At 57.1% G+C, this 24,036-nt stretch carries 23 protein-coding genes; 11 read left to right on the top strand and 12 right to left on the bottom strand.

The genetic code is table 11. The annotated features are described in order from the left end of the window. Positions 1–45: 45 nt before the first annotated feature. The 6 genes from cysQ (at position 46) to ACR0B3_RS18650 (ending at position 7,046) form a co-directional block, all read left to right on the top strand. A complete protein-coding gene (cysQ, locus tag ACR0B3_RS18675; RefSeq protein ID WP_480810367.1) occupies positions 46–843 on the top strand; it encodes a 3'(2'),5'-bisphosphate nucleotidase CysQ in 798 nt (265 codons plus the stop codon). After that, the gene (locus ACR0B3_RS18670) at positions 843–1,643 is read left to right on the top strand and encodes a 3-deoxy-manno-octulosonate cytidylyltransferase family protein (protein WP_480810366.1); all 801 of its coding nucleotides are present in this window, start codon (positions 843–845) and stop codon (positions 1,641–1,643) included. Before cysQ ends, ACR0B3_RS18670 begins: the two co-directional genes overlap by 1 nt. An 85-nt stretch (positions 1,644–1,728) precedes the next feature. After that, on the top strand, positions 1,729–2,775 hold the full coding sequence (locus ACR0B3_RS18665) for a glycosyltransferase family 2 protein (RefSeq protein ID WP_480810365.1): 1,047 nt from the start codon (positions 1,729–1,731) through the stop codon (positions 2,773–2,775). Positions 2,776–2,922: 147 nt separating this feature from the next. Next, positions 2,923–3,909, top strand: coding sequence for a glycosyltransferase family 2 protein (locus ACR0B3_RS18660; RefSeq protein ID WP_480810364.1), 987 nt, complete (start codon positions 2,923–2,925; stop codon positions 3,907–3,909). Next, complete coding sequence (locus ACR0B3_RS18655) at positions 3,906–5,606, top strand: DUF5927 domain-containing protein (RefSeq protein WP_480810363.1); 1,701 nt, start codon at positions 3,906–3,908, stop codon at positions 5,604–5,606. The genes ACR0B3_RS18660 and ACR0B3_RS18655 overlap by 4 nt, the downstream gene beginning before the upstream one ends. A 6-nt stretch (positions 5,607–5,612) precedes the next feature. Continuing rightward, the gene (locus ACR0B3_RS18650) at positions 5,613–7,046 is read left to right on the top strand and encodes a nodulation protein NodH (protein WP_480810362.1); all 1,434 of its coding nucleotides are present in this window, start codon (positions 5,613–5,615) and stop codon (positions 7,044–7,046) included. 7 nt (positions 7,047–7,053) lie between these two features. On the opposite strand, the gene ACR0B3_RS18645 is transcribed toward ACR0B3_RS18650, so the two are convergent. The 8 genes from ACR0B3_RS18645 to hslO all read right to left on the bottom strand — a co-directional run bounded on the left by ACR0B3_RS18645 (position 7,054) and on the right by hslO (position 16,305). Beyond that, entirely contained in the window at positions 7,054–7,572 is a 519-nt protein-coding gene (locus ACR0B3_RS18645; protein WP_480810361.1) for a L,D-transpeptidase family protein, read from the bottom strand. A gap of 62 nt (positions 7,573–7,634) precedes the next feature. Further along, positions 7,635–8,420: an ion transporter gene (locus ACR0B3_RS18640; RefSeq protein WP_480810360.1), complete on the bottom strand. Its 786-nt coding sequence runs from the start codon at positions 8,418–8,420 to the stop codon at positions 7,635–7,637. Positions 8,421–8,442: 22 nt separating this feature from the next. Then, entirely contained in the window at positions 8,443–9,666 is a 1,224-nt protein-coding gene (locus ACR0B3_RS18635) for a class I SAM-dependent RNA methyltransferase (protein WP_480810359.1), read from the bottom strand. Positions 9,667–9,716: 50 nt separating this feature from the next. Further along, positions 9,717–11,549 carry an ABC transporter ATP-binding protein gene (locus tag ACR0B3_RS18630; protein WP_480810358.1) on the bottom strand — a complete coding sequence of 611 codons (1,833 nt, stop codon included), beginning with the start codon at positions 11,547–11,549 and terminating at the stop codon, positions 9,717–9,719. Next, a complete protein-coding gene (locus tag ACR0B3_RS18625) occupies positions 11,546–13,384 on the bottom strand; it encodes an ABC transporter ATP-binding protein (protein ID WP_480810357.1) in 1,839 nt (612 codons plus the stop codon). The genes ACR0B3_RS18630 and ACR0B3_RS18625 overlap by 4 nt, the downstream gene beginning before the upstream one ends. Before the next feature lie 194 nt (positions 13,385–13,578). Continuing rightward, positions 13,579–14,733 (bottom strand): CCA tRNA nucleotidyltransferase, encoded by a 1,155-nt coding sequence (locus tag ACR0B3_RS18620; protein ID WP_480810356.1) that lies wholly within the window; start codon positions 14,731–14,733, stop codon positions 13,579–13,581. Beyond that, entirely contained in the window at positions 14,730–15,329 is a 600-nt protein-coding gene (locus tag ACR0B3_RS18615) for a CoA pyrophosphatase (RefSeq protein ID WP_480810355.1), read from the bottom strand. The genes ACR0B3_RS18620 and ACR0B3_RS18615 overlap by 4 nt, the downstream gene beginning before the upstream one ends. Next, positions 15,319–16,305 (bottom strand): Hsp33 family molecular chaperone HslO, encoded by a 987-nt coding sequence (gene hslO / locus ACR0B3_RS18610; protein WP_480810354.1) that lies wholly within the window; start codon positions 16,303–16,305, stop codon positions 15,319–15,321. Before hslO ends, ACR0B3_RS18615 begins: the two co-directional genes overlap by 11 nt. Before the next feature lie 76 nt (positions 16,306–16,381). On the opposite strand from hslO, the gene ACR0B3_RS18605 reads away from it, so the two are divergent. Further along, positions 16,382–16,825 (top strand): NUDIX hydrolase, encoded by a 444-nt coding sequence (locus ACR0B3_RS18605; RefSeq protein ID WP_480810353.1) that lies wholly within the window; start codon positions 16,382–16,384, stop codon positions 16,823–16,825. On the opposite strand, the gene ACR0B3_RS18600 is transcribed toward ACR0B3_RS18605, so the two are convergent. Beyond that, positions 16,822–18,096, bottom strand: a complete 1,275-nt coding sequence (locus ACR0B3_RS18600; protein WP_480810420.1) for a PP2C family protein-serine/threonine phosphatase — start codon at positions 18,094–18,096, stop codon at positions 16,822–16,824. The genes ACR0B3_RS18605 and ACR0B3_RS18600 overlap by 4 nt on opposite strands. 142 nt (positions 18,097–18,238) lie before the next feature. Between ACR0B3_RS18600 and ACR0B3_RS18595 the strand changes: the two genes are divergently transcribed. Beyond that, entirely contained in the window at positions 18,239–18,568 is a 330-nt protein-coding gene (locus tag ACR0B3_RS18595) for an Hpt domain-containing protein (RefSeq protein ID WP_480810352.1), read from the top strand. Here the strand turns inward: ACR0B3_RS18595 and ilvA are convergent. Both ilvA and ACR0B3_RS18585 read right to left on the bottom strand, forming a co-directional pair. Next, positions 18,565–19,791, bottom strand: coding sequence for a threonine ammonia-lyase IlvA (ilvA, locus tag ACR0B3_RS18590; protein ID WP_480810351.1), 1,227 nt, complete (start codon positions 19,789–19,791; stop codon positions 18,565–18,567). The two genes, ACR0B3_RS18595 and ilvA, sit on opposite strands and share 4 nt — an antisense overlap. Positions 19,792–19,849: 58 nt before the next feature. After that, positions 19,850–20,617 carry a hypothetical protein gene (locus ACR0B3_RS18585; protein ID WP_480810350.1) on the bottom strand — a complete coding sequence of 256 codons (768 nt, stop codon included), beginning with the start codon at positions 20,615–20,617 and terminating at the stop codon, positions 19,850–19,852. Between the two features lie 140 nt (positions 20,618–20,757). Between ACR0B3_RS18585 and ACR0B3_RS18580 the strand changes: the two genes are divergently transcribed. The 3 genes from ACR0B3_RS18580 to msrA all read left to right on the top strand — a co-directional run bounded on the left by ACR0B3_RS18580 (position 20,758) and on the right by msrA (position 23,164). Beyond that, positions 20,758–21,984, top strand: a complete 1,227-nt coding sequence (locus ACR0B3_RS18580) for an argininosuccinate synthase (RefSeq protein WP_170684764.1) — start codon at positions 20,758–20,760, stop codon at positions 21,982–21,984. Between the two features lie 135 nt (positions 21,985–22,119). Continuing rightward, complete coding sequence (locus ACR0B3_RS18575) at positions 22,120–22,401, top strand: SCP2 sterol-binding domain-containing protein (protein ID WP_480810349.1); 282 nt, start codon at positions 22,120–22,122, stop codon at positions 22,399–22,401. 91 nt (positions 22,402–22,492) lie between these two features. Next, complete coding sequence (gene msrA, locus ACR0B3_RS18570; protein ID WP_170684760.1) at positions 22,493–23,164, top strand: peptide-methionine (S)-S-oxide reductase MsrA; 672 nt, start codon at positions 22,493–22,495, stop codon at positions 23,162–23,164. Here msrA and ACR0B3_RS18565 read toward each other — a convergent pair. After that, a complete protein-coding gene (locus ACR0B3_RS18565) occupies positions 23,161–24,033 on the bottom strand; it encodes a ribokinase (protein WP_480810348.1) in 873 nt (290 codons plus the stop codon). The genes msrA and ACR0B3_RS18565 overlap by 4 nt on opposite strands. Between the last annotated feature and the right edge of the window lie 3 nt (positions 24,034–24,036).

The following is a 24,036-nucleotide window of genomic DNA, read 5'->3' as shown; positions in this document are numbered from 1 at the left end:
CCGTCAGATGCCCTAAGCAACAAACCACAGGAACGGAGCTTTTTTGTGACTTATGACGCCCTTATTCCCGTCATCCGGCGGCTGGCCTTGCAGGCCGGCGATAAGATCATGCAGATCTATGAGGCGGATGATTTCGACGTCAAAGTCAAATCGGATGCCAGCCCTGTGACCGAAGCGGATGAAGCGGCGGATGCGCTGATCTCAGCCGGGCTGCGCGACGCCTTTCCGGATATTCTGCTGGTGACCGAGGAACAGGCAGAATCGCATACCGAAAAGGGCGACACATTCCTGATCGTTGATCCGCTGGACGGCACCAAAGAGTTCATCAACCGGCGCGGTGATTTCACGGTGAATATTGCACTGGTCGAGAACGGTGTTCCCACGCGCGGCGTTGTTTATGCACCCGCGCGGGGCCGAATGTTCTATACGCAACCCGATGGGCAAGCGGTTGAGGAAATCGGCACACTGGACAAGGATCAGGCGGGTCATGTCACGCCAATATCAGTCTCTAAACCAGATAATTCGGCGCTGATGATCGTGGCCTCCAAGTCGCACCGCGATCAGGCGACCGAAGACTACATCAACAAATATCAGGTGCGAGGCAGCAAAAGCGCCGGTTCCTCGCTGAAGTTCTGTCTGGTTGCGACGGGCGAAGCTGATCTCTATCCGCGCGTGGGACGCACGATGGAATGGGACACTGCCGCAGGCCACGCCGTTCTGGCCGGGGCGGGTGGCGAAGTGGTGCGTTTTGACGACCATTCCCCGCTGACCTATGGCAATGACGGCTATGCCAACCCGTTTTTCATCGCCTATGCTCCGGGCGTTGAGTTGAAGGAGGCCTGATGTCCGTTCTGATCGCCATTCCCGCCCGTTATGCCTCATCCCGTTATCCGGGCAAGCCTTTGGTGCCGCTGAAAGGCGCTAATGGTACAAGCATGACCCTGATCGAACGCTCGTGGCGCGCTGCGATTTCCGTTTCAGGCGTGGATCGCGTGGTTGTGGCCACAGATGACGATCGCATCCGCAAAGAAGCCGAAGGTTTCGGGGCCGAGGTTGTGATGACCTCGGAGGCCTGCCGCAATGGCACCGAACGCTGTGCCGAAGCACATGCGGCGCTGGGCGGCGGCTTTGACATTGTAGTCAATCTGCAGGGCGATGCGCCGCTGACACCGCGCTGGTTTGTCGAAGACCTGATCTCGGGCCTGCGCGCGGCACCGGACGCGGGCGTCGCAACGCCGGTACTGCGCTGCGATGGCGACGCGCTGAACGGGATGCTAAACGACCGCAAACATGGGCGCGTGGGCGGTACAACAGCCGTGTTCGGCAATGATCACAGCGCGTTGTATTTCTCGAAAGAGGTAATCCCGTTCACCTCGGACACCTATGCCAGCGCCGACCCCACGCCAGTCTTTCACCATGTCGGCGTCTATGCCTACCGGCCCGATGCGCTGGCGGCCTATCCCTCGTGGACCAGCGGACCGCTGGAGACACTGGAAGGCCTGGAACAGCTGCGCTTTATGGAGAATGGGCGCAATGTTCTGTGCGTCGAGGTCGAGGCCAAAGGCCGCCAATTTTGGGAGCTGAACAACCCGCAAGACGTGGCCAAGATCGAAGCGATGATGGCTGCGATGGGGCTAGAATGACTGGCAAATTGTTCAAAGCCCCTAAAGGAATGGACCACGGGACCGTATTCACCGGGCGCAGGCACCAGAACGTCAGCTACGAAACGTGAGCATCGATGTGCAGCCGCTAGATTGGGTGCAGCGCTATAAGTTGCGCCTAAAGCGCAAGCGGTTGCTGTGGCGGTCGTTTCGCAGCCGTCATCAGCTGAAATCGCTGAGTGACAAAACGCAGGCCATTAAGCCGGGGGCAACTTTGGCCTTCACGACGCTGCGGAATGAGATCACCCGGCTGCCCTGGTTCTTTCATCACTATCGCGCGCTGGGTGTCGACCACTTTCTGATGGTCGACAATGGCAGCCATGACGGCTCGGTGCCGTATTTGCTGGAACAGCCGGATGTATCTCTTTGGCAAACCGATGCAAGTTATCGCGCATCGAGGTTTGGGCTGGATTGGCTGACGTGGTTGCAGTGGCGGTACGGGCACGGGCACTGGACGCTGATGGTCGATGCTGACGAGTTGCTGATTTACGCCCATCACGATACGCAAACGCTGCATGACCTGACCACGTGGCTGGATGCACGCGGGCAAATCGCTTTTGGCGCGTTGATGTTGGACCTTTATCCGAAAGGTCGCCTGGGCGATCAAGCCTGTGATCCGCAATCCGATCCAACTGAAATACTGAACTGGTTCGACGCCGGGCCCTATCGCGCCCAGCGCCAGATTCCAATGTGCAATCTCTGGGTTCAGGGCGGAGTGCGTGAGCGGGTGTTTTTTTCAGACCAGCCTGAAAGATCACCGACTTTGAACAAAATCCCTCTGGTCCGGTGGTCGCGTCATATGGCCTATGTGAATTCGTGTCATTCTGCGCTGCCCCGATCCCTGAATTTTGACTATGACGGACCAGGAGGGCGGGCCCCTTCCGGTGTGTTGTTGCATACAAAATTCCTGCCTGAAGTGATCAAAAAATCTCGGTCCGAGAAACACAGGCGGCAGCATTTTCACGATCCCGATCAGTTTGGCGCGTATTATGACGGCATCATCAACCAGCCCGATCTGTGGACATCTGCGTCGGTCAAGCTAGATGATTGGCAACATTTACAAGACCTTGGGCTGATGAACGGGGGCGGATTTCCGGCCACAGCGGGGAAGTAAACCGGATTTAAACCCGTTGCCTCACACAGTGCAGAAATGTCATAAAACGGTAATGGTCCGGCACCACTCAGGCCCCAGGCGGCCCCGGGCAGACGCGCGTATCAAAAAAGGTTGGGCAGCCGCGTGAGCCTTTTGGATTCTTATCGCATGAGATTGCGGCGCAAGCGCCGACTTTTGCGGTGTCTGCGCCGTCGTCGAGATCTGAAAGCGGTGCAGAACAATACGTCAAGCATCAAACCAAACGATATCCTTTCGCTCAGCGTGGTGCGGAACGAAAAGATCCGCCTGCCCTATTTTCTGGAGTATTACCGAAAGCTTGGCATCAATCACTTTCTGTTCGTGGACAACAACAGCGACGATGGCACGCGCGAATTCCTCAGTAGCCAACCGGACGTGTCGCTTTGGTGGACCGATGCAAGTTACAAAAGATCGACCTATGGTCTGGATTGGTCAAATTATCTGCTACGCAGATACGCCCATCGGCACTGGGTGTTGACCGTTGATCCCGATGAATTCTTCATTTACCCGTTTTGCGATACGCGCCCGATCAGCGCGCTGACCGACTGGCTGGATGACACTGGCGTGCGTAGTTTCGGAACCATGTTGATCGACATGTATCCTGAAACGGCAATCGAGGATGCACCTTATCACGAGGGCCAGAACCCATTTGAAATCGCGCCGTGGTTCGATTCTGGCAATTACATGATTACCCGCAACCCGACCTATGGGAATCTGTGGATTCAGGGCGGTGCACGTGCGCGGGTGTTTTTCAAGGACAAGCCAACAAAAGCCCCGGCGCTGAACAAGATCCCGCTTGTGAAATGGCATCGGCGCTATGCCTATGTCAGTTCAACCCATGCGCTGCTACCGCGTGGACTTAATCAGGTTTATGAGGAACAGGGCGGCGAAAAAACCAGCGGTGCCCTGCTACATGCAAAGCTAATCGATACGCTGGGGGATAAAGCACGGGAAGAGATCGAGCGCGGACAGCACTATGGTGCGTCGGGTGAATACAAGGCCTATGCCGAACAGTTGGATGAAAAGCCGGTATTCTGGAACACATGGTCCGAGAAATACATCAACTGGCGGCAGCTTGAGATCTTGGGCCTGATGTCCAAGGGGAATTGGGCATGAGCGGCCTTGGCATCGTAATGCTGGTGCACACTGCGCTGGATCGGGTCGAGCAGGTGGCGCGCCACTGGACCGCCTCGGGCTGCCCGGTGGTGATCCATGTGGACCAAAAGGTAGGGAATCCGGCATATTCCGATTTTGTGGCCGCGTGTGCGGATGATCCACTGATCCTGTTTTCGGACCGTCATGTTTGTGAATGGGGCGGCTGGGGGATTGTCGCCGCGTCGCAATCTGCTGCCGCTCTGATGCTTGAACGGTTTCCCGATGTCCGACACGTCTACCTCTCGTCCGGTGCGTGCCTGCCACTACGTCCGATCTCTGACCTGCTTGACTATCTGGCCGACCGCCCCAGGGTCGATTTTATCGAAAGCGCGACTACTCGGGATGTGAGCTGGACCATAGGTGGGCTGGATTTGGAACGGTTTACGCTGCGGTTCCCTTTCTCGTGGCGCAAACAACGAAAGCTGTTCGACAATTATGTTCGGCTGCAACGTGCCCTTGGACTGCGTCGCCGCATTCCCGAAGGCCTTGTGCCACATATGGGCAGCCAGTGGTGGTGTCTGACGCGGCAAACCCTGTCAGCCATTCTTCAAGACCCAAAACGCGTGGAATATGATCGCTATTTCCGTCATGTATGGATACCGGATGAAAGCTATTTCCAGACTCTGGCGCGGCTTTATTCCACGCATATCGAAAGTCGGTCTCTGACCCTGTCCAAATTCGACTATCAGGGCAGACCGCATATGTTCTATGACGATCACCTGCAACTGCTGCGCCGATCTGACTGTTTTGTGGCGCGCAAAGTCTGGCACCGGGCAGACCGGCTGTATCAGGCCTTTCTGACCGATCAAGACAGCGCCATGACCCCGGCCGAGCCCAACCCGGGCAAGATTGATCGGGTGTTTTCCAAAGCGGTTGAGCGGCGGGTACATGGCCGGGATGGGCTGTATATGCAAAGCCGCTTTCCAAACACCACGACAGGGCGCAGCCTGACGGCCTTTCCCTATACTGTGTTTCAGGGTTTTGCAGAGCTGTTCGAGGACTTTGAGCCCTGGCTTGCAAACACCACCGACGGACGTGTGCACGGTCATCTTTTTGATCCGGAACGTGTAAAATTTGCCGAAGACGCACCGATGATCAATGGTGCGCTCAGCGACTGTGCCACGCTGCGCGACTATAACCCCTCGGCCTTTCTGTCGAACCTCATCTGGAACACGCGCGGCGAGCGGCAGTGTTTTCAGTTTGGGCCGACCGATACGCAGGAAATCAATGACTTCCTGGCGCGGGATCAGAATGCACAGATTGCTGTGATCTCGGGCGCGTGGGCGGTACCACTATTCCGCTCGAACCTGAACTTCGCCGATATCCGGTGTGAAGCTGCCCGCCTTCAGCAGATCGAAAGCAAACAGCTGAAACTGCTGGATGCCGCCCGCGCTAAGGCGCGTATCCGGATATGGACGATGGCAGAATTTGTGGAATCTCCGATGGAGCAATTGCAGACTGTGCTTGAGGATATGGGCGCGCCCAAGCTCACACACCTGACTGAGGCGCCAACGATGGTCGATCTGACCGGGTTCGGAAAGTTCCTGCAAAATCTCAAGAACCAGGGGATGCACCCTTATCTGATGGGGGATTTCCCGGTGAACGACGTGTTTGGTGCGCAGTCCAAATCGTTCAAAAAACCCTATCTGGTGCAATAGCGCAAAATGACCCGCCGTTTCGATTACTTCATCGTGCTGGCCGATATGCGCACCGGGTCGAACCTGCTGGAATCTCAGTTGAACGCGATGGAGGGCGTTGCTTGCCATGGTGAGGCGTTCAACCCCTACTTCGTCGGCCTGCCAAAGCTGGATAGCCTGCTGGGATTTGACCTGGATGATCGCGAGCGCGCCCCGCTGGCCCTGATCGACGCGATCCGGAATGCGCCGGGTGAGATGAACGGCTTCCGCTTTTTCAGTGACCACGATGCGCGCGCATTAGAACCCGCGCTGGATGATCCGCGCTGCGCCAAGATCATATTGATGCGCAATCCGCTGGATAGCTACATCTCGTGGAAAATCGCGATGGAAACCAAGCAGTGGCGGTTGGTAAACATCAAACAGCGGCGAGAGGCGCAAATCACCTTCGACGCCGAGGAATTCGCAGACCAGCTTGACCGGCGGCAGGCGTTTCAGCGGACCGTCCTCAGGCACCTGCAGACCACCGGGCAGACGCCGTTCTATATCGACTATGACGACCTGACTGATTTGAACGTGCTAAACGGGCTCGCCGCATGGCTGGGCGTCAGTGCCCGCCTTGAAGAGCTGAACCAACACCTCAAACGCCAGAATCCTGCACCGGCCCTATCGAAAGTCTCTAACCCGGATGAAATGGAGCAGGCCCTGTCTCGGTATGACCGGTTCAATCTGCACCACATCCCGAATTTCGAGCCCAGCCGAGGGCCATCCGTTTCACGCTATGTAGGAGCGGTGGAAACGCCGCTGATGTACCTTCCGGTACGTGGAGGACCCGAGGTTGAGGTGGCGCAGTGGCTTGCCGAGCTCGACGGGGTCGCGACCGGCGATCTGATCACCGGACGTAATCAGAAGCAGACGCGGAAATGGATGCAGGACCACCCCGGTCATCGCAAATTCACCGTGCTGCGCCATCCGTTGGCGCGCGCGCATGCCGTATTCTGCGACCGTATCTTGCACACAGGTCCCGGCGCATATGTGAGCATCCGAAACATGCTGAGCCGAAGATACAAAGTACCGCTCCCCGCCAAGGGAGATCTAAGCGCATATACGCGCGATCAGCATTACGAGGCGTTTTCCGCATATCTGGGCATGTTGCGCAGTATTCTGGCAGGTCAGACCCCGATCCGCGTGGACGGAGAATGGTGCGGGCAAGCGCAGACACTTGAAGGTATGGCCGGTTTCACCATGCCCGATCTGATCTTACGAGAGGATGAAATGGTAACGGCCTTGCCCGAACTCGCCCGTCAAGTAGGCCACAAGACCCCACCAAATCCGGTCAAAGCAAAGCCGGATGCGCTATATTCGCTTGAACAGATTTACGACGCACAGCTCGAAACGCTGGCAAGAGAGGCCTACCTGCGCGATTACACGGTCTTCGGATTTGACGATTGGAAACCGCTATGACCTCTGCCTAGGGACGCAGGGTGATCACGGTTCCTTCGTTTACCATTGCGTAGATCTCTTCGATCTCGTCATTCTTGACTGCGATACACCCCGCCGTCCAATCCGGCGTCTTCTTCGCCCGTTTGAACTCGGACCGCAGATTGGGCTGCCCGTGTATGAAGATGTCGCCCCCCGGATCAACACCTGCGGCCTTGGCTTTGGCCCGGTCTTCCGAATTGGGGTACGAGATACCCAGCGACAGATGATAGCGGCTGCGGGGGTTGCGGCGATCGATCAGATACGTGCCCTCGGGCGTGCGACCATCGCCTTTTTTGGTTTTTGTGCCGTTAGGGGCAAAGCCCAAATCAACATCATATTCCCGCAAAATCTGTTCGTTGTGGAGAAGGTACATTTTGCGCGCGCCCTTATTGATGACCAACGAGGTCACCTCGGGCCCGCGATAAGAAAGAAATCTGGGTTTAGCTGAAGCGCATGCTGAAAGGCTCAGCGTTGCCATCGCACCCATTCCAAATGCTCGACGATCCATAGTTTTCACTGCCTGATGCTCTTTTTTGCTAATTATTATGCCAGATTTCCGCGAAACTTAAATCACTTTTTGCTGTTCGACTGTTCCATCAGGCGGCGTTCAATCGATTCCAGCCGTTCCAGAACTTCGTCACGATACGCATCGGTTTTGACCTCATCCTCCGCATGGTGCGCGTCTTGCATCGAGTTCACGATCAGACCAACCAGAAGGTTCACCACTGCAAATGTGGTCACCATGATGAAGGGAACGAAGAACAGCCAGGCGTAAGGATAGACCTGCATCACCGGGCGCACGATACCCATGGACCAGCTTTCCAGCGTCATGATCTGGAACAGCGTATAGCCCGACAGCCCCAGATCGCCGAACCACTCTGGAAAGCTGCTCGAGAATAGCTTGGTCGAGATCACAGCACCGATATAGAACAGGATCGCCATCAACAGGAACACACTCGCCATACCAGGTAGGGCCGAGATAAAGCCTTCCACGACACGGCGCAGCCGCGGCGCAACCGAGATGACACGCAGGACCCGCAGAATCCGCAGCGCCCGCAGAACCGACAACGCCCCGGCACTGGGCACAAGTGCAACACCCACGATCACGAAATCGAATATATTCCAGCCACTTGTAAAGAACCTGCGTCCCGTAGCGATCAGTTTCATCACGATTTCGATGACAAATATGGCCAGGCACAGTTTGTCGAGTGTCACGATCAGCGGGCCTGCGGCCTCCATCAACGTAGGCGACGTTTCCATCCCCAGCAGAACCGCGTTGAACAGGATCACACCGGTGATGAATTTCCCGAAAACCGGGGCTTCGATGATGGGCAGCAGACGTTGGGCGATCCCCATATGGGTGGTCCTTAACTCAGATTTACGGGTTCAGGGTGAACCGGGCGGCAAGTTCGGTGTGTGACGACCATCGAAATTGGTCAACCACCTGTACCCATTCAAGGGTATATCCGGCGTTAACCAGCATTTTTGCATCGCGGGCGAAGGTCACCGGGTTGCATGAGACATAGGCGATCACCGGGCGTTGCGCCTGTGCCAGCTCGGTCACCTGCGCCTCGGCGCCCGCGCGCGGCGGGTCAAGCACAACGGCATCGAATTTCCGCAGTTCATCGGGCATGAGCGGTCGGCGGAACAGATCGCGCGCCTCGGTTGTGACCTGTTTCAGGCCTTGAGCCCTGCGCCAGCCCTGATCCAGAGCCTTGGTCATCTCGGCCCCGCCTTCGACAGCGTGAATTTCAGCCATCTGAGCCAGCGGGAGTGAGAAGGTTCCGCACCCTGCGAACAGATCGGTGATGCGCTTGGCCCCCTGCGTTGCCTCCATAACTGCCTTTAATAGAGCCTGTTCTCCGTCTTTTGTGGCCTGCAAGAAGGAACCGGGAGGAGGCCCAACATCAGCCACGCCAAAGCGCTGCACCGGAGGTGCGCGCATAGCGATAACCTCATCGTCCCAGCTGAGCCGAGCAAGGCCATGTTGTTCGGTCGCCTGAGCCAGCGCCAGTTCCAATGGGCCATCCAGCGGCTTGCCGCCTTTGACCGACACATCCAAGCCACTCTCGGACAGAGTCAGCGTTACGGCCAGCACACCTTTGCGGCTGCCACCCAGAAGCGCCAATGCCTCGGCCACCGGGATCGCTTTGGTCAGGTCTGGGTGCAGCAGATGGCAATCAGGTATCTCGGTAATCGTGTCCGAGGCGCGGCCGTGAAACCCGGCTAGAGTTCCCCTTTTCGTTCGACGCACTGCGATTGTGGCGCGGCGGCGCGAACGTTCAGGTGAGGTATGAATGGGCCGCATCGGGGCATCGAGCCCCTGCGCGGCCAGCGCGTTGCGCACCACGTCGACCTTCCAATCGGCAACAAACTCATCAGCCGCGTGCTGCAATTGGCAGCCACCACAGGCTTTGTAGTGACGACAAGGGGCTTTGACCCGCTGATCCGAGGGCGTTTCAACGCGGATATCTGTCAGCACCTGCCCATTGAGCACACCGCTCACCACTTCGCCCGGCAGAGTGCGCGGGGCATAGATCGGACCATCGGCGATCCCGTCGCCCTGATGACCAAGGCGGGTTATGGTGTAGTGCTGCGTCATAGGGGCCTGATAACGGGGGTTTGGGCGCAACAAAACCCCTCCGAGGTGATTTACTCCGCCGCTTCCGCCTGAATGAAACCACCCGACTGACGGTGCCAGAACCGGGCGTAAAGCCCTCCGCGCTCTAACAGGGCCTCATGCGTACCGCTTTCGACGATGTGCCCGTGATCCAGGACGATGATCCGGTCCATCTCGCTGAGTGTGGACAGGCGGTGCGCGATCGCCAGCACGGTCTTGCCCTGCATCACCCGGTGCAGCGCGGTTTGGATCGACGCCTCAACTTCAGAATCCAGCGCCGAGGTTGCTTCGTCCAACACCAAAATCGGGGCATCTTTCAGAATGGCACGGGCCAGCGCGATCCGCTGCCGTTGACCACCGCTTAGCTTCACGCCCCGTTCGCCAAGATGCGCATCATAGCCCGTGCGGCCCTGCGCGTCCTGTAGCCCAAGAATGAACTCATGCGCTTCGGCCTTTGTGGCCGCCTCGATCATCTCGGCTTCGGTTGCATCGGGGCGACCATAGAGGATGTTCTCGCGCGCTGAACGGTTGAACATTGCGGTTTCCTGCGTGACCATCCCAATCTGCTGTCGCAGACTGTCCTGTGTCACTTGGCTGACATCCTGGCCATCGATGCGAATTGCGCCTTTTTCCCCGTCATAGAGCCTAAGTAGGAGCGAAACCAAGGTCGATTTCCCGGCACCCGATGCCCCGACGATGCCCAGCTTTTCGCCCGGCGCAGCGGTGAAATGCAGATCGGACACGCCTCCGATATCGCGGCCATAGGCAAAACTGACATGATCAAAGGCGATCTCACCTGTTGAAACGGTCAGCGTCGAGGCATCTGGTGCGTCCTCAACCCGATCGCGTTTGGTCAAAGTGCGCATGCCGTTCTCAATCTCACCGATATTGGCGTAAAGGCCCATCAGGGTAAAACTGACCCAGCCTGTCATTTGTGAGATGCGGATCGCAACAGCCCCGGCCGCCACGATATCTCCGGCAGTGGCGGTGCCAGCCTGCCAAAGCCAAAGCGTCGCGCCAATAAGCAGGATGGGTAGAACCCCAGCCAGCGTCATCAAAATGAACCGGAAACTGGCCGACAACTTACCGAATTCAAGCGAGCGTTCACGCAGATCGACCATCGAGTTCCGCGCCGCATGATCTTCGAATTCGGAATGGGCAAATAGCTTGACGGTTTTGATGTTGGTGATCGTATCCACCACCTGCCCTGACACCATCGCCCGCGCCCCGGCCCGTGCCGCTGAGCGAAGACGGATACGAGGCAAGTACCAGCGCACCAACAGGAAATAGACCCCGAGCCACGCCACAAACGGGACCATGACCAGGGGGTGAATAGACCCTAACAAAAGCAAAGACCCCGCAAGTGAGGCCAAAGCGAAGACAATCGCGCTGATCGTTTCCGAAACCACTTGCGTCATTGCGTTCGAGGTTTGCATTTGTTTCTGAGCAATACGCCCGGCGAAGTCATCGTCGAAATAGGTTACCGACTGGCCCAGTGTCCATCGGTTCAGCTTGGCCAGCACCAGCGGTGTGATGTTGGGCATAACGATGTAGTTGTTGGCCACCGAAGACAGGCCGAACAGCGCTGGGCGCAGCAACATAAAGAATGCAATAGCGCCCAGAAGGATCGCTAGATTACCCCCGGCCAGTATTGCCTCTGGCCCATTGGCGGTGACCAGGTCGATGACGCGTCCCAAAACCCAAGCGTTGCCCGCCTCCATCGCGCCTGCAATTGCCGAGAACGCAGCGGCGAGGAATAGCATGGGCCAGGCGCCGGTCAGGCTCCAGCGAATGAACGCCCCCAGCGTTTGCGGCGGGGGCGTTTCGATGTTTTTGAACGGTTGGATGAGGTCGGCAATCCTCATTCAGCGGCCTCCGGGTTCAGGAAGCCCCCAGATTGCCGCGCCCAGAACTGGGCGTAAAGCCCTCCTTGCGCCAGCAGGTCAGAATGGCCGCCCTGTTCAACGATCCGACCACCATCCATCACCAGAATACGATCCATCTGCGCAATCGTGCTGAGCCGGTGCGCAATGGCGATCACGGTTTTACCTTGCATCATGCCGTAGAGTGTTTCCTGAATCGACGCTTCGACTTCGGAATCTAGGGCGGATGTGGCCTCGTCCAACAGCAAAATCGGAGCATCTTTGAGGATCACCCGCGCAAGCGTCACCCGCTGCCGCTGACCACCCGAGAGTTTCACGCCCCGCTCGCCCACATGCGCATCGTAGCCAGTCCGGCCTTCCGGATCCCGCAGGTCAAGGATGAACTCATGCGCCTCGGCCTGTTTCGCAGCGGCGACCATCTGTTCCTCGGTCGCATCAGGGCGACCATAGAGGATGTTGGCCCGCACCGATCGATGCAGCAGAGCGCTGTCTTGTTGGACCATCCCGATATGGCCACGCAAACTGTCCTGCGTGACCTTCGAGATATCTTGGCCATCAATCAGGATCGCGCCCTGCTCGACATCGTAAAACCGCAAAAGCAGCTTTACTAGAGTCGATTTTCCGGCACCGGAGCGGCCGATTAATCCGATTTTCTCACCTGGTTTGATCGTCAAGTTGATGTGATCCAACCCCCCGGCTTCACGGCCATAATGGTGCGAAAGATCACGGATTTCGATCTGGCCATTGCCCAGCCGCAAGGGTTTCGCATCGGTCTCATCCAACAAGTCGATGGGCTGTGCGATGGTCTGCATACCCTCGGCAACGATGCCCAATTCCCGGAAGAAGCTGGTCAGCGCCCACATGATCCAACCAGTCATGGCATTCAGCCGCAGCGTCAAGGCTGTGGCGGCGGCCACCACACCGACCGTAGCGCTACCTTGCGCCCAAAGCAGGATCGCCCAGCCAACGACCCCCACGATGAGCACACCGTTCAACGCTACTAGGGCGGCATCCATAATGGTGAAAATCCGCATCTCGATCTGGAATGTGCGGCGGGTTTCTGCAATCGCCTCGCGCGCATAATCCTGTTCCTGCGTGTCATGGGCAAACATCTTGATGGAGTGAATGTTGGTATAGCTGTCCACCACGCGCCCCGTTACGGTCGAACGCGCATCGGATGCGGCTTGCGACGCGGGTCCGACCCGCTTGACGGTCCACCGAACCAAAGCGCCATAAAACACCAGCCAGATCAACAGCGGCAACAACAGGTGCGGATCAGCCGCCATCAGCAGAATGGCCGCACCGATCATGTAGGCGATCGAGAACGAGATTGCGTCGAAGACCTGAAAGACGACCTCACCCGCGGCGGGCGGAGTCTGCACGACCCGGTTGGCGATACGCCCGGCAAAGTCATTCTCGAACCAGCCAACTGATTGACGCAGAACATGTTTATGGGCCCGCCAACGGATCAGAGTACCAAAGTTCGGCAGGATCGTATTGTTGAGGAGCAAGACATCGACCAATTGCAGAACGGGGCGAATGAACAGGATCAGCGCGGCGACGACGATCAACTCAGTCCCGTGCGCTTGCCAGAATTCAGCAGGTGTGCTTCCCAACAGGTCCACAACGCGGCCCATATAGAAGATCAGCCCGACCTCAACCGCAGCAACGATCACGGACATCAGCGCGGCCAGCACAAAGACGCGTTTGAAAGGCTGTGAATAGCTCAGCATGAAGGGCCAGAGCTGCGTCGGCGGCCTGTCTACCTGTTCATAGGCAACAAAAGGGTCAATGAGATTTTCAAAGTAGCGAAACATGGAGAGTGCTCCGATTGAGCAGGTAACTTGGAAATGCGAAGAAAGATGGCGCTAGAACACCACCCCAACGGGTCACGTGTTCTGCGCTTTAGCCGAACCAGATCCCGTAATACATTCGCATTCCTCCCTCCATTCGAGTCACGCGCACCCTGCCAAATCAAATCGGGTTTGTCATCCCCTTTTGAGACTTCAATTTATTCGGCCAGCAATTCTTCGCGGCTGAGTGCAAAATCCGACGCGATCCAGCGCGCCTCAAGCTCGGCCAGTTTTCCGCCCAGCGCAGGGCCGGTGAATGCGGGTATCAAATCCGCCGCTTTGATCGGGAAACTGGCTGCGGCCCCTTGTTGCAAGGCTTGGCTCAGGTCTTCTGACCAGGGCTGTTCAAGAAATGCGTGACGCAATAGCGTCTCGTGCAATCCACCTTCCGATCCATAGCGATACCCCAGTTCTGCGACGCTGGTTGTTGCCATCGCTTCGTCGCGCATCCGGGTCAGGCGCTGCAATTGAGCCCGGCTAAGTCGCAATGTCTTGGCCACTTCGGGTGGCGCAATCGCAGCCAAACGGCGAATCGCTTCGGGTGTGGCATGGGCGTCATGTTCCAGCTGAATCAGGATCGCCAGCGCCCGGTCATCCGCTCCGGGCAAAAGCTGCGCCAGAACGCCGGTGCTGCGCATGGCGGCAACTGATGGTGCAGGATCGGGCGCAGCCAAAAGTTTAAGCATCTCAGCGCCGACCCGTTCGCGCGAAAGTGTCTCTAACCCGTCCAGATTCGCGGCAATAGCATCTAGCGCATCGGGGTCAAAGCCCAGATCTGCGTCGCCATACCAAGCGTGAAACCGGAAGTATCTGAGCGATCTCAGATAATCTTCTTTGATACGATCACTGGCCTCGCCAATGAAGCGCACCCGTCGCGCCTGCAGGTCCGGCAAGCCATCCAGGGGATCGAAAATCGTGCCATCAGGCTGGGCATAGATCGCGTTCATAGTGAAATCGCGCCGCGCGGCGTCTTCTTCTACCTTGTCGGAAAAAGCCACAACCGCACGCCGGCCATCCGTCTCGACATCGCGCCGGAATGTCGTGACCTCATGCGGGATGCCTTTGCTGACAACGGTAACAGTGCCGTGTTCTATTCCAGTCGGGATCGGCTTAAGCCCAGCTTTCTGCGCCAGTTCCACTACCCGTTCCGGCCTTGCATCTGTAGCAATATCAATGTCCGAGACCGGAGCATGCAGCAACGCATTGCGCACGCAACCGCCAACAAAAAGCGCTTGTGCCCCGCCATTCGTCAAAGCCGTGCACACATCCTGAGTGGCTTGTTCTGTTAACCAGTCTTCCGTGATCCGCTTCATACACTCATCCGCGCTGCCAGTCCCCGCAGCATCCGCGCCGTCGCGCCCCAGATATAGTAGGGCCCATAGGGTACGGCATAGTAATACCGTCTTTGACCGCGCCACCGGCGCGACTCGACGACATAATTCTCTGGGTTCAGAACATGCGCAAGCGGAACTGAAAAAACCTCCTCAACCTCTCCGGGCTCAGGGATGGCCTCGAAGCTAGATTCAAGGATCGCAACAACCGGCGTGACGGAAAAAGAGGTAACGGTTTCATGGATTGGCAGATGACCCAGAATGCGCGGCATCTCGGGTGGCAGGCCAATCTCTTCCCGGGCTTCGCGCAGGGCTGTTGCGGTGACATCGGAGTCGCCTTCATCCTGTTTTCCGCCGGGAAAGGCGATCTGGCCGGGATGGTGTTTCAGCGCCGAAGAGCGCTTGGTCAGGATCAACCGCGCCGTGTCACCAACGACAGAAACAGGCACTAACACACCTGCAGGGCGCAGTTTTCGCCCCGCAGGCAGCACCGTTTCCGGGTTCAGGTCAAAGTCACTGGACGCTGATCCATCACGGGTAAGCGCCGTCGCCAGTTCCGAGATCAGGTCACGCGCCATCCGAACCTTCGGCCTCGAACCCGACGGTTGTCGGGTCCAGCACGTAATGTGCACCACAGAACTGGCAATCGGCTGTAACGGTGCCCTCGTCTGTCGTCATTTTCGCGATGTCCTGCGCCGAGTAGATCGACAGGCTTTGGCGCACACGCTCTTCCGAACAGGTACACCCGAACTGCACCTGCTGCGCGTCATAGACACGCGGTTGTTCCTCGTGAAACAGGCGCACCAACAAGTCGGTCGGCGCGATCACTGGCCCGATCAGTTCCAGATCATCCACCGTGTCGAGCAGGATGTTCACACGACCCCAGTTTTCACCTTCTTCACCTTCGACCAAATCAGCGGCAGTCAAAATCTCACCACTGCCTTCGCTGGATGCTGCAAAAGGCGAAGCTTTGGGCATGTGCTGCAGCATGATCCCGCCCGCACGCCAGTGTTCACCGACACCGGGCTCAGTCGATTTGCCGAAACTCAGTGAGAATCGCGTCGGCAGCTGTTCGGACTGCGCAAAATAAGCCTCGGCACAGGCGCTGAGCGATCCACCGGCCAACGGAGTGATGCCTTGATAGGGCTGTGTGCCCTCACCCTGGTCGATCATGATGGCGAAATAGCCCTCGCCCACCTGATCAAACGGTGCTACATCGGTCAGCCGATCGCGGTCAAAGCTTGCATAGGCCCGGATCTTCGCGGGCTCACCCTCGACCTGCGGCGCATAATAGTCGGTGGCGATCATCCGCACGGCGCCTTTGGACTGTACCTGCAAGGACAGTTTCCAACGCAGCGAAATGGTCTGGCCGATCAATGCGGTCAGCAAGGCCATCTCGGCCACCAGCGCCTCGACCACCTCGGGGTAATCGTGCTGTTTCAGGATGCCATCCAACACGCCATCCAGCCGCGCCACGCGGCCGCGCATGTCCGAGACATCGAGTTGAAAGGGCAGGACCGTATCGTCCCACGCGATTTTGGTTCCAATAGACATGGGGTTTCCTTAAACGCCACAGGTTGGCATACCGCCACCATATAGGTTGAACAGTTTTGGTTGAAAGGGGCCTTACATGATCAGACGGTTCGGCGAAAGCCCCGAAGCCGGTCGCGCCTACACGCGGCGCGTTGGCGTATATGCTCTGCTACCTCAGGGCAATCGCCTGCTTCTGACCTGTCAGCTGGAACCCGGGCCCGATTTGCAGCTGCCCGGTGGTGGCATCGATCCGGGGGAATCACCCATCACGGCGCTGCATCGCGAAGTCTATGAGGAAACCGGCTGGTTGATCGCCACACCCCGCCGCGTGGGTGCGTTTCGCAGGTTCACTTATATGCCCGAATACGACCTTTGGGCCGAGAAAGTGTGCCTGATCTATCGCGCCCGCCCCATTCGCCGCATGGGGCCACCAACCGAAGACATTCACGAAGCCATGTGGATGGAGACCGCAGATGCCGTGCATCTGTTGGGCAACGAGGGTGACGCCCATTTCGCCCAGCGCCACCTGCAAGGGCTTTAAGGACCGTTATATTCGAAGAACACGGCTGACACATCATCCGTCATTCCGCTATCGGGTGACATCACCTGAGTAAGCCGCCAGAACATGTCGTCGAGGAACTCTGGCCCTCCGTGGTCTGCGACGCACTCAGCAGCCATTTTCCTTAGCCCGTCATCATCCAGCAAGCTGCCATCGGCAAGCTGGCATTCGGTGAAGCCGTCCGAGTGCAACAGCAGCTTGTCGCCCGGCTGCATATAGGTTTCGGTCTGCTGAAACTGCGCCTCAGGCAGCAGACCAATCGGCAACCCGCCTTCGCCCAAAAACTCGGTTTCTCCAGTATGGCGCATCAACAGCGGATGCGGGTGCCCCGCCTGTACCATTTTCAGATGCCCGTTGCGCAGATCAATGATGGCATAGACCATCGTGAAATACTCTTCGATCCCCGCATCTGCGATCAGGCGAGAATTGAGCAGACACGCAACCTCTTCCGGCGGCAGTAGGGCGTAGAATTTGTTGAACCGACGTTCCATCGCGATGTTCTGATCGAAATGTTTGCTGGACAGATATCCGCCCAGACGGGCCGTCATCATCGCGGATGTAATCCCGTGGCCCGAGACATCGATGCTGTAGAATCCCAGCCGATTGACACCGGGTGAGAACATTCCCACCAGATCACCGCCGATATGACCACAGGGCTTCAGCAACAGGCTGACCTGTGATTTGCCAAACGCCCCCTTTAGCTCGGGCACCAGCGATTCCTGAATCTTTCGGGCCTGCATCAGGTCCTTGTCGATCGCATCATGGGCAAGCTTCAACTCGTTCAGCGCTGTTTCGATCATCTGGTTCTTTCGCGACAACTCGCGCTGCATGTCCAGAATGCGCGCACCCGCCGAGATGCGTGCGCGCAGCTCATCCGCCTCAAGCGGTTTGATCAGAAAGTCATCAGCCCCGGCATCCAGCCCCTTCGCGACCTCTTGCTTTTCGCTTTTTGAGGTCAGAAGAATGAAATAGCTGTATTGCTCGCTATCCAGTTCCCGGAAAGCGCGACAGAATTCCAGCCCGCTCATGCCCGGCATGACCCAGTCACTGAGCACCAGATCGGGCGGGTCGGTCACACAAAGATCAATCGCTGCTTCACCATTGTCTGCCTCAAGCACTTCGAAACCCCACTTCTTTAGCGAGGCGACCAAAATCCGCCGCTGCAGACGACTGTCGTCCACAACGAGAACCTTGCGGATCGCGCCAAAATCCAGCTCGACCCGGGTCTCGACATGACTGGCATCCGGCACCATGAAGTCCCTGTACTTGTTCAACTCTCCTGTTGTCGCCAAGCTAAGGTTGGCAGCTTAACATCCTATGAAAAATCAAGTGGCCGGGGTTTAACCCGGTCTTTACCTTCAGCAAGCTACCAATATGCAACCGCAAGAGGGTGGCATGATTCAGTGGTCCAGAGTCAGACAGTTGCGCGATGAGGTTGGCGCAGATGAGTTCGACGAGGTTGTCGAAATCTTTCTGGATGAGGTTCAGGAAGTCATCATCAAGCTGCGCACTGATACGGCGCGCGCCGAGATTGAGCAAAACTTGCATTTCCTGAAAGGCAGCGCTCTGAGTCTGGGTTTCGACAGCTTTTCAAAGCTGTGTCAGGATGGCGAGCGCCGGGCCGCTGCAGGCGACCGTGCTGCGGTAGACCTGCCCGAGATCATCGCGGCCTATGACGAATCAAAAACGCTGTTTCAGGCCGGTCTGGCCGAGAACCTGCGCTAGATCACAAACTGCGCCAGCGTCTCGTTTTCGGTGATGTCCGTGTAGGTAAACCCGGCCTCGTCCAGATGGGCGAACAGACGCATGAAATTCTCGGGTTTGCGGGTTTCGATACCAATCAGGACCGAGCCGAAGTTGCGCGCTGATTTCTTCATATATTCGAACCGTGCGATGTCATCATCGGGGCCAAGGATATTCAGGAATTCCTTCAGCGCGCCAGGACGCTGCGGCAGGCGCAGGATGAAGTATTTCTTCACCCCGGAATAGCGCTGGGCGCGCTCTTTGACTTCGGGCAGACGTTCGAAATCGAAATTGCCGCCAGACGTCACACAAACAACGGTCTTGCCACGGATAAAGCTTTGGACATCGGCAACAGCCTCAATCGCCAAAGCGCCGGCCGGCTCAAGCACGATGCCTTCGACATTCAACATCTCAATCATCGTGGTACAGATGCGATCCTCGGACAGGACCAGAACGTCGGACAGGTGGCGATCTTTCAACAGCTCAAAAGGTTTCGCGCCGATCTTGCCAACCGCTGCGCCGTCGACAAAATTGTCCACGTGATCCAGCGCCACTGGGTGCCCTGCCGCCATTGCCGCATGCAAGCACGCACCACCCTTTGGTTCCACGAACAGGCAATGCGTTCGATCACCATACCACGTCGCCACACCCGAGGACATGCCGCCACCGCCAACAGGCAGGATCACATGATCGGGTACGCGGCCCAATTGCTCTTCGATCTCGACCGCCAGCGAGGCCTGCCCCTCGATCACATCCGCATCATCGAACGGAGACAGGAAGTACCCACCCTGTTCTGCGCACCAGGATTGAGCAGCGGCCAGCGTGTCGTCGAAATAGTCACCGGTCAGATGAATCTCGATATTATCGCCACCAAAGATGCGGGTTTTCTGAATCTTCTGCTGCGGCGTGGTCACTGGCATGAAGATCACACCCTTCACCCCCAGATGCTTGCACATATAGGCCACGCCCTGCGCATGATTGCCCGCACTAGCGCAGACAAACAGCTCTTGCCCTTGCTGTTTGCGCATCGCATTGAACGCACCGCGGATTTTATACGACCGCACCGGGCTGAGGTCTTCGCGCTTGAGCCAGATATCCGCCCCGTAGCGATCAGACAGATGGGCATTCCGCTGCAATGGAGTTGCCGGAAAGACGGAACGCATCGCCTGTTCAGCGGCGCGGGCACGGGTTGCGAAATCAGTCATGCTGGAGTCCCTGCCCCATCATCGCTGAAAGGGCAAGGAATACATATGTGTACGCGGGTCAGGAGAGTTCGCGTTTCTCGATGAAGACGCCGTACATTGTGGTAAATATGCTGACGTTGATCATCGGAAGGACAAGCGTGCCGAAAAACACACTCAACAAAACTCCTAAAATCGGAATGAATGCCAGCGCCATGAATACCAGTTGCACCAATACCTGAAACAGGAAGGCGACAAGTAAAAGCAACAGGATCGCACCGCCGACCCCTGTCGTATTGTTCCAAGCATCGCTGAAAGAGATCGGGCTTCCTATCGCAGCGGCCGGTAGAATAATCGACAATCGGTAGAAGCATATGATCAAGAAAACCGTGTAGGCGACCGTCAGTATGACTGAAATCCCTGCAAGGCCCTGTCCCAACACTACAAAGATCAAACCCATAGGGATATACGCGACCATCATCAAAATCCCCAGCAAAAGAATACGTCCGAAATAGGCGAGGATTCGATCAAACCGGAATGTCGGTAGAATTCCAGTGGGATATTCTTCCAGCAGGATGAAACGGTGCCAGGAAACTGCAATCCAGAACATCGTGATGAATATCACCACGAGCAAAGCGAACACGAAAACAAAAACTGAGCCTGCGGATACACCCGGCGGCAGATCACCCGCATTCTCGTCAAGCGCCTCAAGCGGGATACCAAGCGCCACAAACAGACCTACGATGACGATGGTCGCAATCAGCGCAGGGCCAACAGTTATCTGCAGAACCTGCTTCAGGTTTCCAAACACCATCCGCACCGAATGCACAAATATCTGCCATCCCAACATATGAATCTGCCCTCTCAACCAATCCTTGTTCTCTATCCGCCCGTTTCACCCCAATTCCCGGGCTGCGTCAATCCACACAGCTTGCCCCCGCGTCCAAAACCCGTTAGGGGCCAAGCGTTCTACGCATAAAGGGAAGTCAGATGTCCGCGCCCAAGAAAGTTGTTCTGGCCTATTCCGGTGGCCTTGATACCTCGATCATTCTGAAATGGCTGCAGACCGAGTATGGTTGTGAGGTCGTGACCTTCACCGCCGATCTGGGTCAGGGCGAAGAGCTTGAGCCAGCCCGCAAGAAGGCTGAGCTGCTGGGGATCAAGCCCGAAAACATCTATATCGAGGACATCCGCGAGGAATTCGTTCGCGATTTCGTCTTCCCTATGTTCCGCGCCAATGCGCAGTATGAAGGCCTGTATCTGCTGGGTACATCGATTGCGCGCCCGTTGATCTCGAAACGTCTGGTTGAGATTGCCGAAGCGACCGGTGCGGATGCCGTCGCCCATGGTGCGACCGGCAAGGGCAACGATCAGGTGCGGTTCGAACTGGCCGCTTACGCGCTGAACCCCGACATCAAGGTCATTGCTCCTTGGCGTGAGTGGGATTTGACCAGCCGCACCAAGCTGCTGGAGTTTGCCGAAGCAAACCAAATTCCGATTGCCAAGGACAAGCGCGGTGAGGCTCCGTTCTCGGTCGATGCCAACCTGCTGCACACCTCGTCCGAGGGTAAGGTTCTGGAAGATCCTGCCGATATGGCACCCGACTATGTGTATCAGCGCACCGTCCACCCCGAAGACGCGCCGAATGAGCCTGAGTTCATCGAGATTGGCTTTGAAAAAGGCGACGCGGTCAGCATCAATGGCGAGGCGATGAGCCCCGCAACCATCCTGACCAAGCTAAACGAATATGGCGGCAAGCACGGCATTGGCCGTCTCGATCTGGTCGAGGGCCGTTTCGTGGGCATGAAATCACGCGGTATCTATGAAACCCCGGGCGGCACCATCCTGCTGGAAGCGCATCGTGGCATCGAATCCATCACCATGGATCGCGGCGCGATGCACCTGAAAGACCAGCTAATGCCGCAATATGCCGAGCTGATTTATAACGGCTTCTGGTACAGCCCCGAGCGTGAGATGCTGCAGGCAGCCATCGACAAATCTCAGGAACATGTCACCGGCACCGTTCGCGTGAAGCTGTACAAAGGTCTGGCCTCAACCGTTGGCCGCTGGTCGGACCACTCGCTGTATTCCGAGGCGCATGTGACCTTTGAAGAAGATGCCGGTGCGTATGACCAAAAAGATGCGGCTGGGTTCATTCAGCTGAACGCCCTGCGCCTGAAGCTTCTGGCTGCGCGCGACAAACGACTGAGCAAGTAAGCAGTCAGAATTCTAAGATTGGCCCCGGTGTCCCGTCAGGCACCGGGGTTTTTCTTTGCGTGGTTCCCGTGAGGTCAGTCTTGTCCCGATCAGATGTTTGTCTTTACGCGTAGGTCAATCAGAGAAGGATAGATCATGCTGCAAGACATCGCTGACGGAATTCAGAAGGGCCTGAACGGAAAGAGCTTTGACGGCTCGCTAAAATTCGATTGTGGTGATGAGGGCGTGATTGTTTTGGCGGACAATACCGCCTCGACTCGGGATCAAGATACAGACTGCACCATCCGCATCTCGCGTGAGAACCTGTCCAAACTGCTAAGCGGTAAACTGAACCCGATGACCGGTGTCGCGCTGGGCAAGCTGAAGATCTCGGGCAACATGGGCGTGGCGATGAAGTTGGGGCAGTTGCTGGGCTGATAAACTCGTCTCACCAGCGCGTGACAAATCATGTCAGTGCATTGCACGGATGAAAATCTGAGGGCAGCTTGGTATCGGAAGGAGACAAGCCATGACCCGGACCATCTACCTTGAATTCTTGAAGCCCTCACTTCTTTTTGCGCTGATCCTGTTGGTCGCCATGCTGCGTGCCTTGCCAGCCCCGGCGGCTGGGACCGAGACTCTGACGGTCGCTGGCGGCTGTTTCTGGTGCGTCGAATCCGACTTCGAATCCGTACCTGGGGTGATTGGCGCGGTTTCGGGCTATACCGGCGGCAAAACGGAAAGCCCCACCTATGATCAGGTCTCGAAAGGTGGAACAGGGCATTACGAAGCAGTACAGATCACCTTTGATCCCGCTCGCGTTTCTCGTGAAACCTTGCTGAACATGTTCTTCCGCTCGGTCGATCCAACAGATGCAGGTGGCCAGTTCTGCGATCGGGGTGAGAGCTATCGTACCGCCATTTTCGTCTCTAACGCAGGCGAAAAGGCGCTGGCCCAGAAGGCCAAGAGCGGTGCGCAAAACGCGCTGGGGCAAACTGTGGTAACACCAATCTTGCAGTCTGGTACATTTTATCCAGCCGAGGCATATCATCAGGATTACTATAAGGGCGACAAACTGGTTCTGACCCGGTTTGGACCCAAGCGCCAAAAGAACGCATACAAAGCCTATCGCAAAGCCTGTGGTCGCGATGCGCGCGTCAAACAATTGTGGGGAAGCCAGGCGCCCTTTGCCGGATCCTAGTCGAACTCCGCTTCGCAAATTTCTTTCAGATCAGGAATGACATCCGCTGTACCGTGCCGCGTGACCATCAGGGCCGCGGCACGGTTTGCTTGGGCAATTGCCTGTGCCATCGGCATACCCCGATCCATGCCAGCCAGCACATAGCCGGTAAACGTATCGCCTGCACCGGTGGTATCCACGGCAGTAACCTTATGGGCCTGAAATGCCTGAGGGTCATGTCCTTGCTGATAGTATCGCGCGCCTTTTGAGCCAAACGTGACGATCACATGTTCAACCGGTAAGTCTGACGGTGCAATGCCTGTTGCATCCTGCAATTGCTCGGCCTCAACCTCGTTCAGGATCAAGAAGTCCAGATAGGGCAGAACCGCTTGTACCGCCTTGGCCTGAAACGGGGCGGCGGCATAACAGACGGTCAGCCCCATTTCGCGCCCCAATTTGGCGGCTTCAACCTGTGCATTGGTTTCGTTCTGCATCACCAGCAGATCACCCGAAACAGCCGACGATAACGCCTGCCCAATTTGGTCATCCGAGATGGCATGATTGGCGCCTTGATACAGAACGATCAGGTTTTCGCCCTGCGCATCTACGGCGATGATCGCGTGACCCGTGGGCACATCCACCTCCGCAATATGCCGCGTGTCCACGCCGTATTCTGTCAGCCTATCCCGTGCCCAATGGCCATCCGACCCAACTGCACCAATATGCGCTACCCGCGATCCGGCCCGGGCTGCCGCCACCGACATATTGGCACCTTTGCCGCCCAGAAACCTCTGCAATCCGTTGGCCGCAAGGGTTTCACCCGCCTCGGGCAAATGCGGAAGCGAGTACACCATATCGGCATTGATTGAGCCAAGGTTCCAGATCGTCATGAG

This window comes from Ruegeria sp. CE9 (assembly GCF_056537425.1).
Note: the sequence above shows the minus strand (reverse complement) of the source record. Positions and strands in the feature narration are given on the sequence as shown.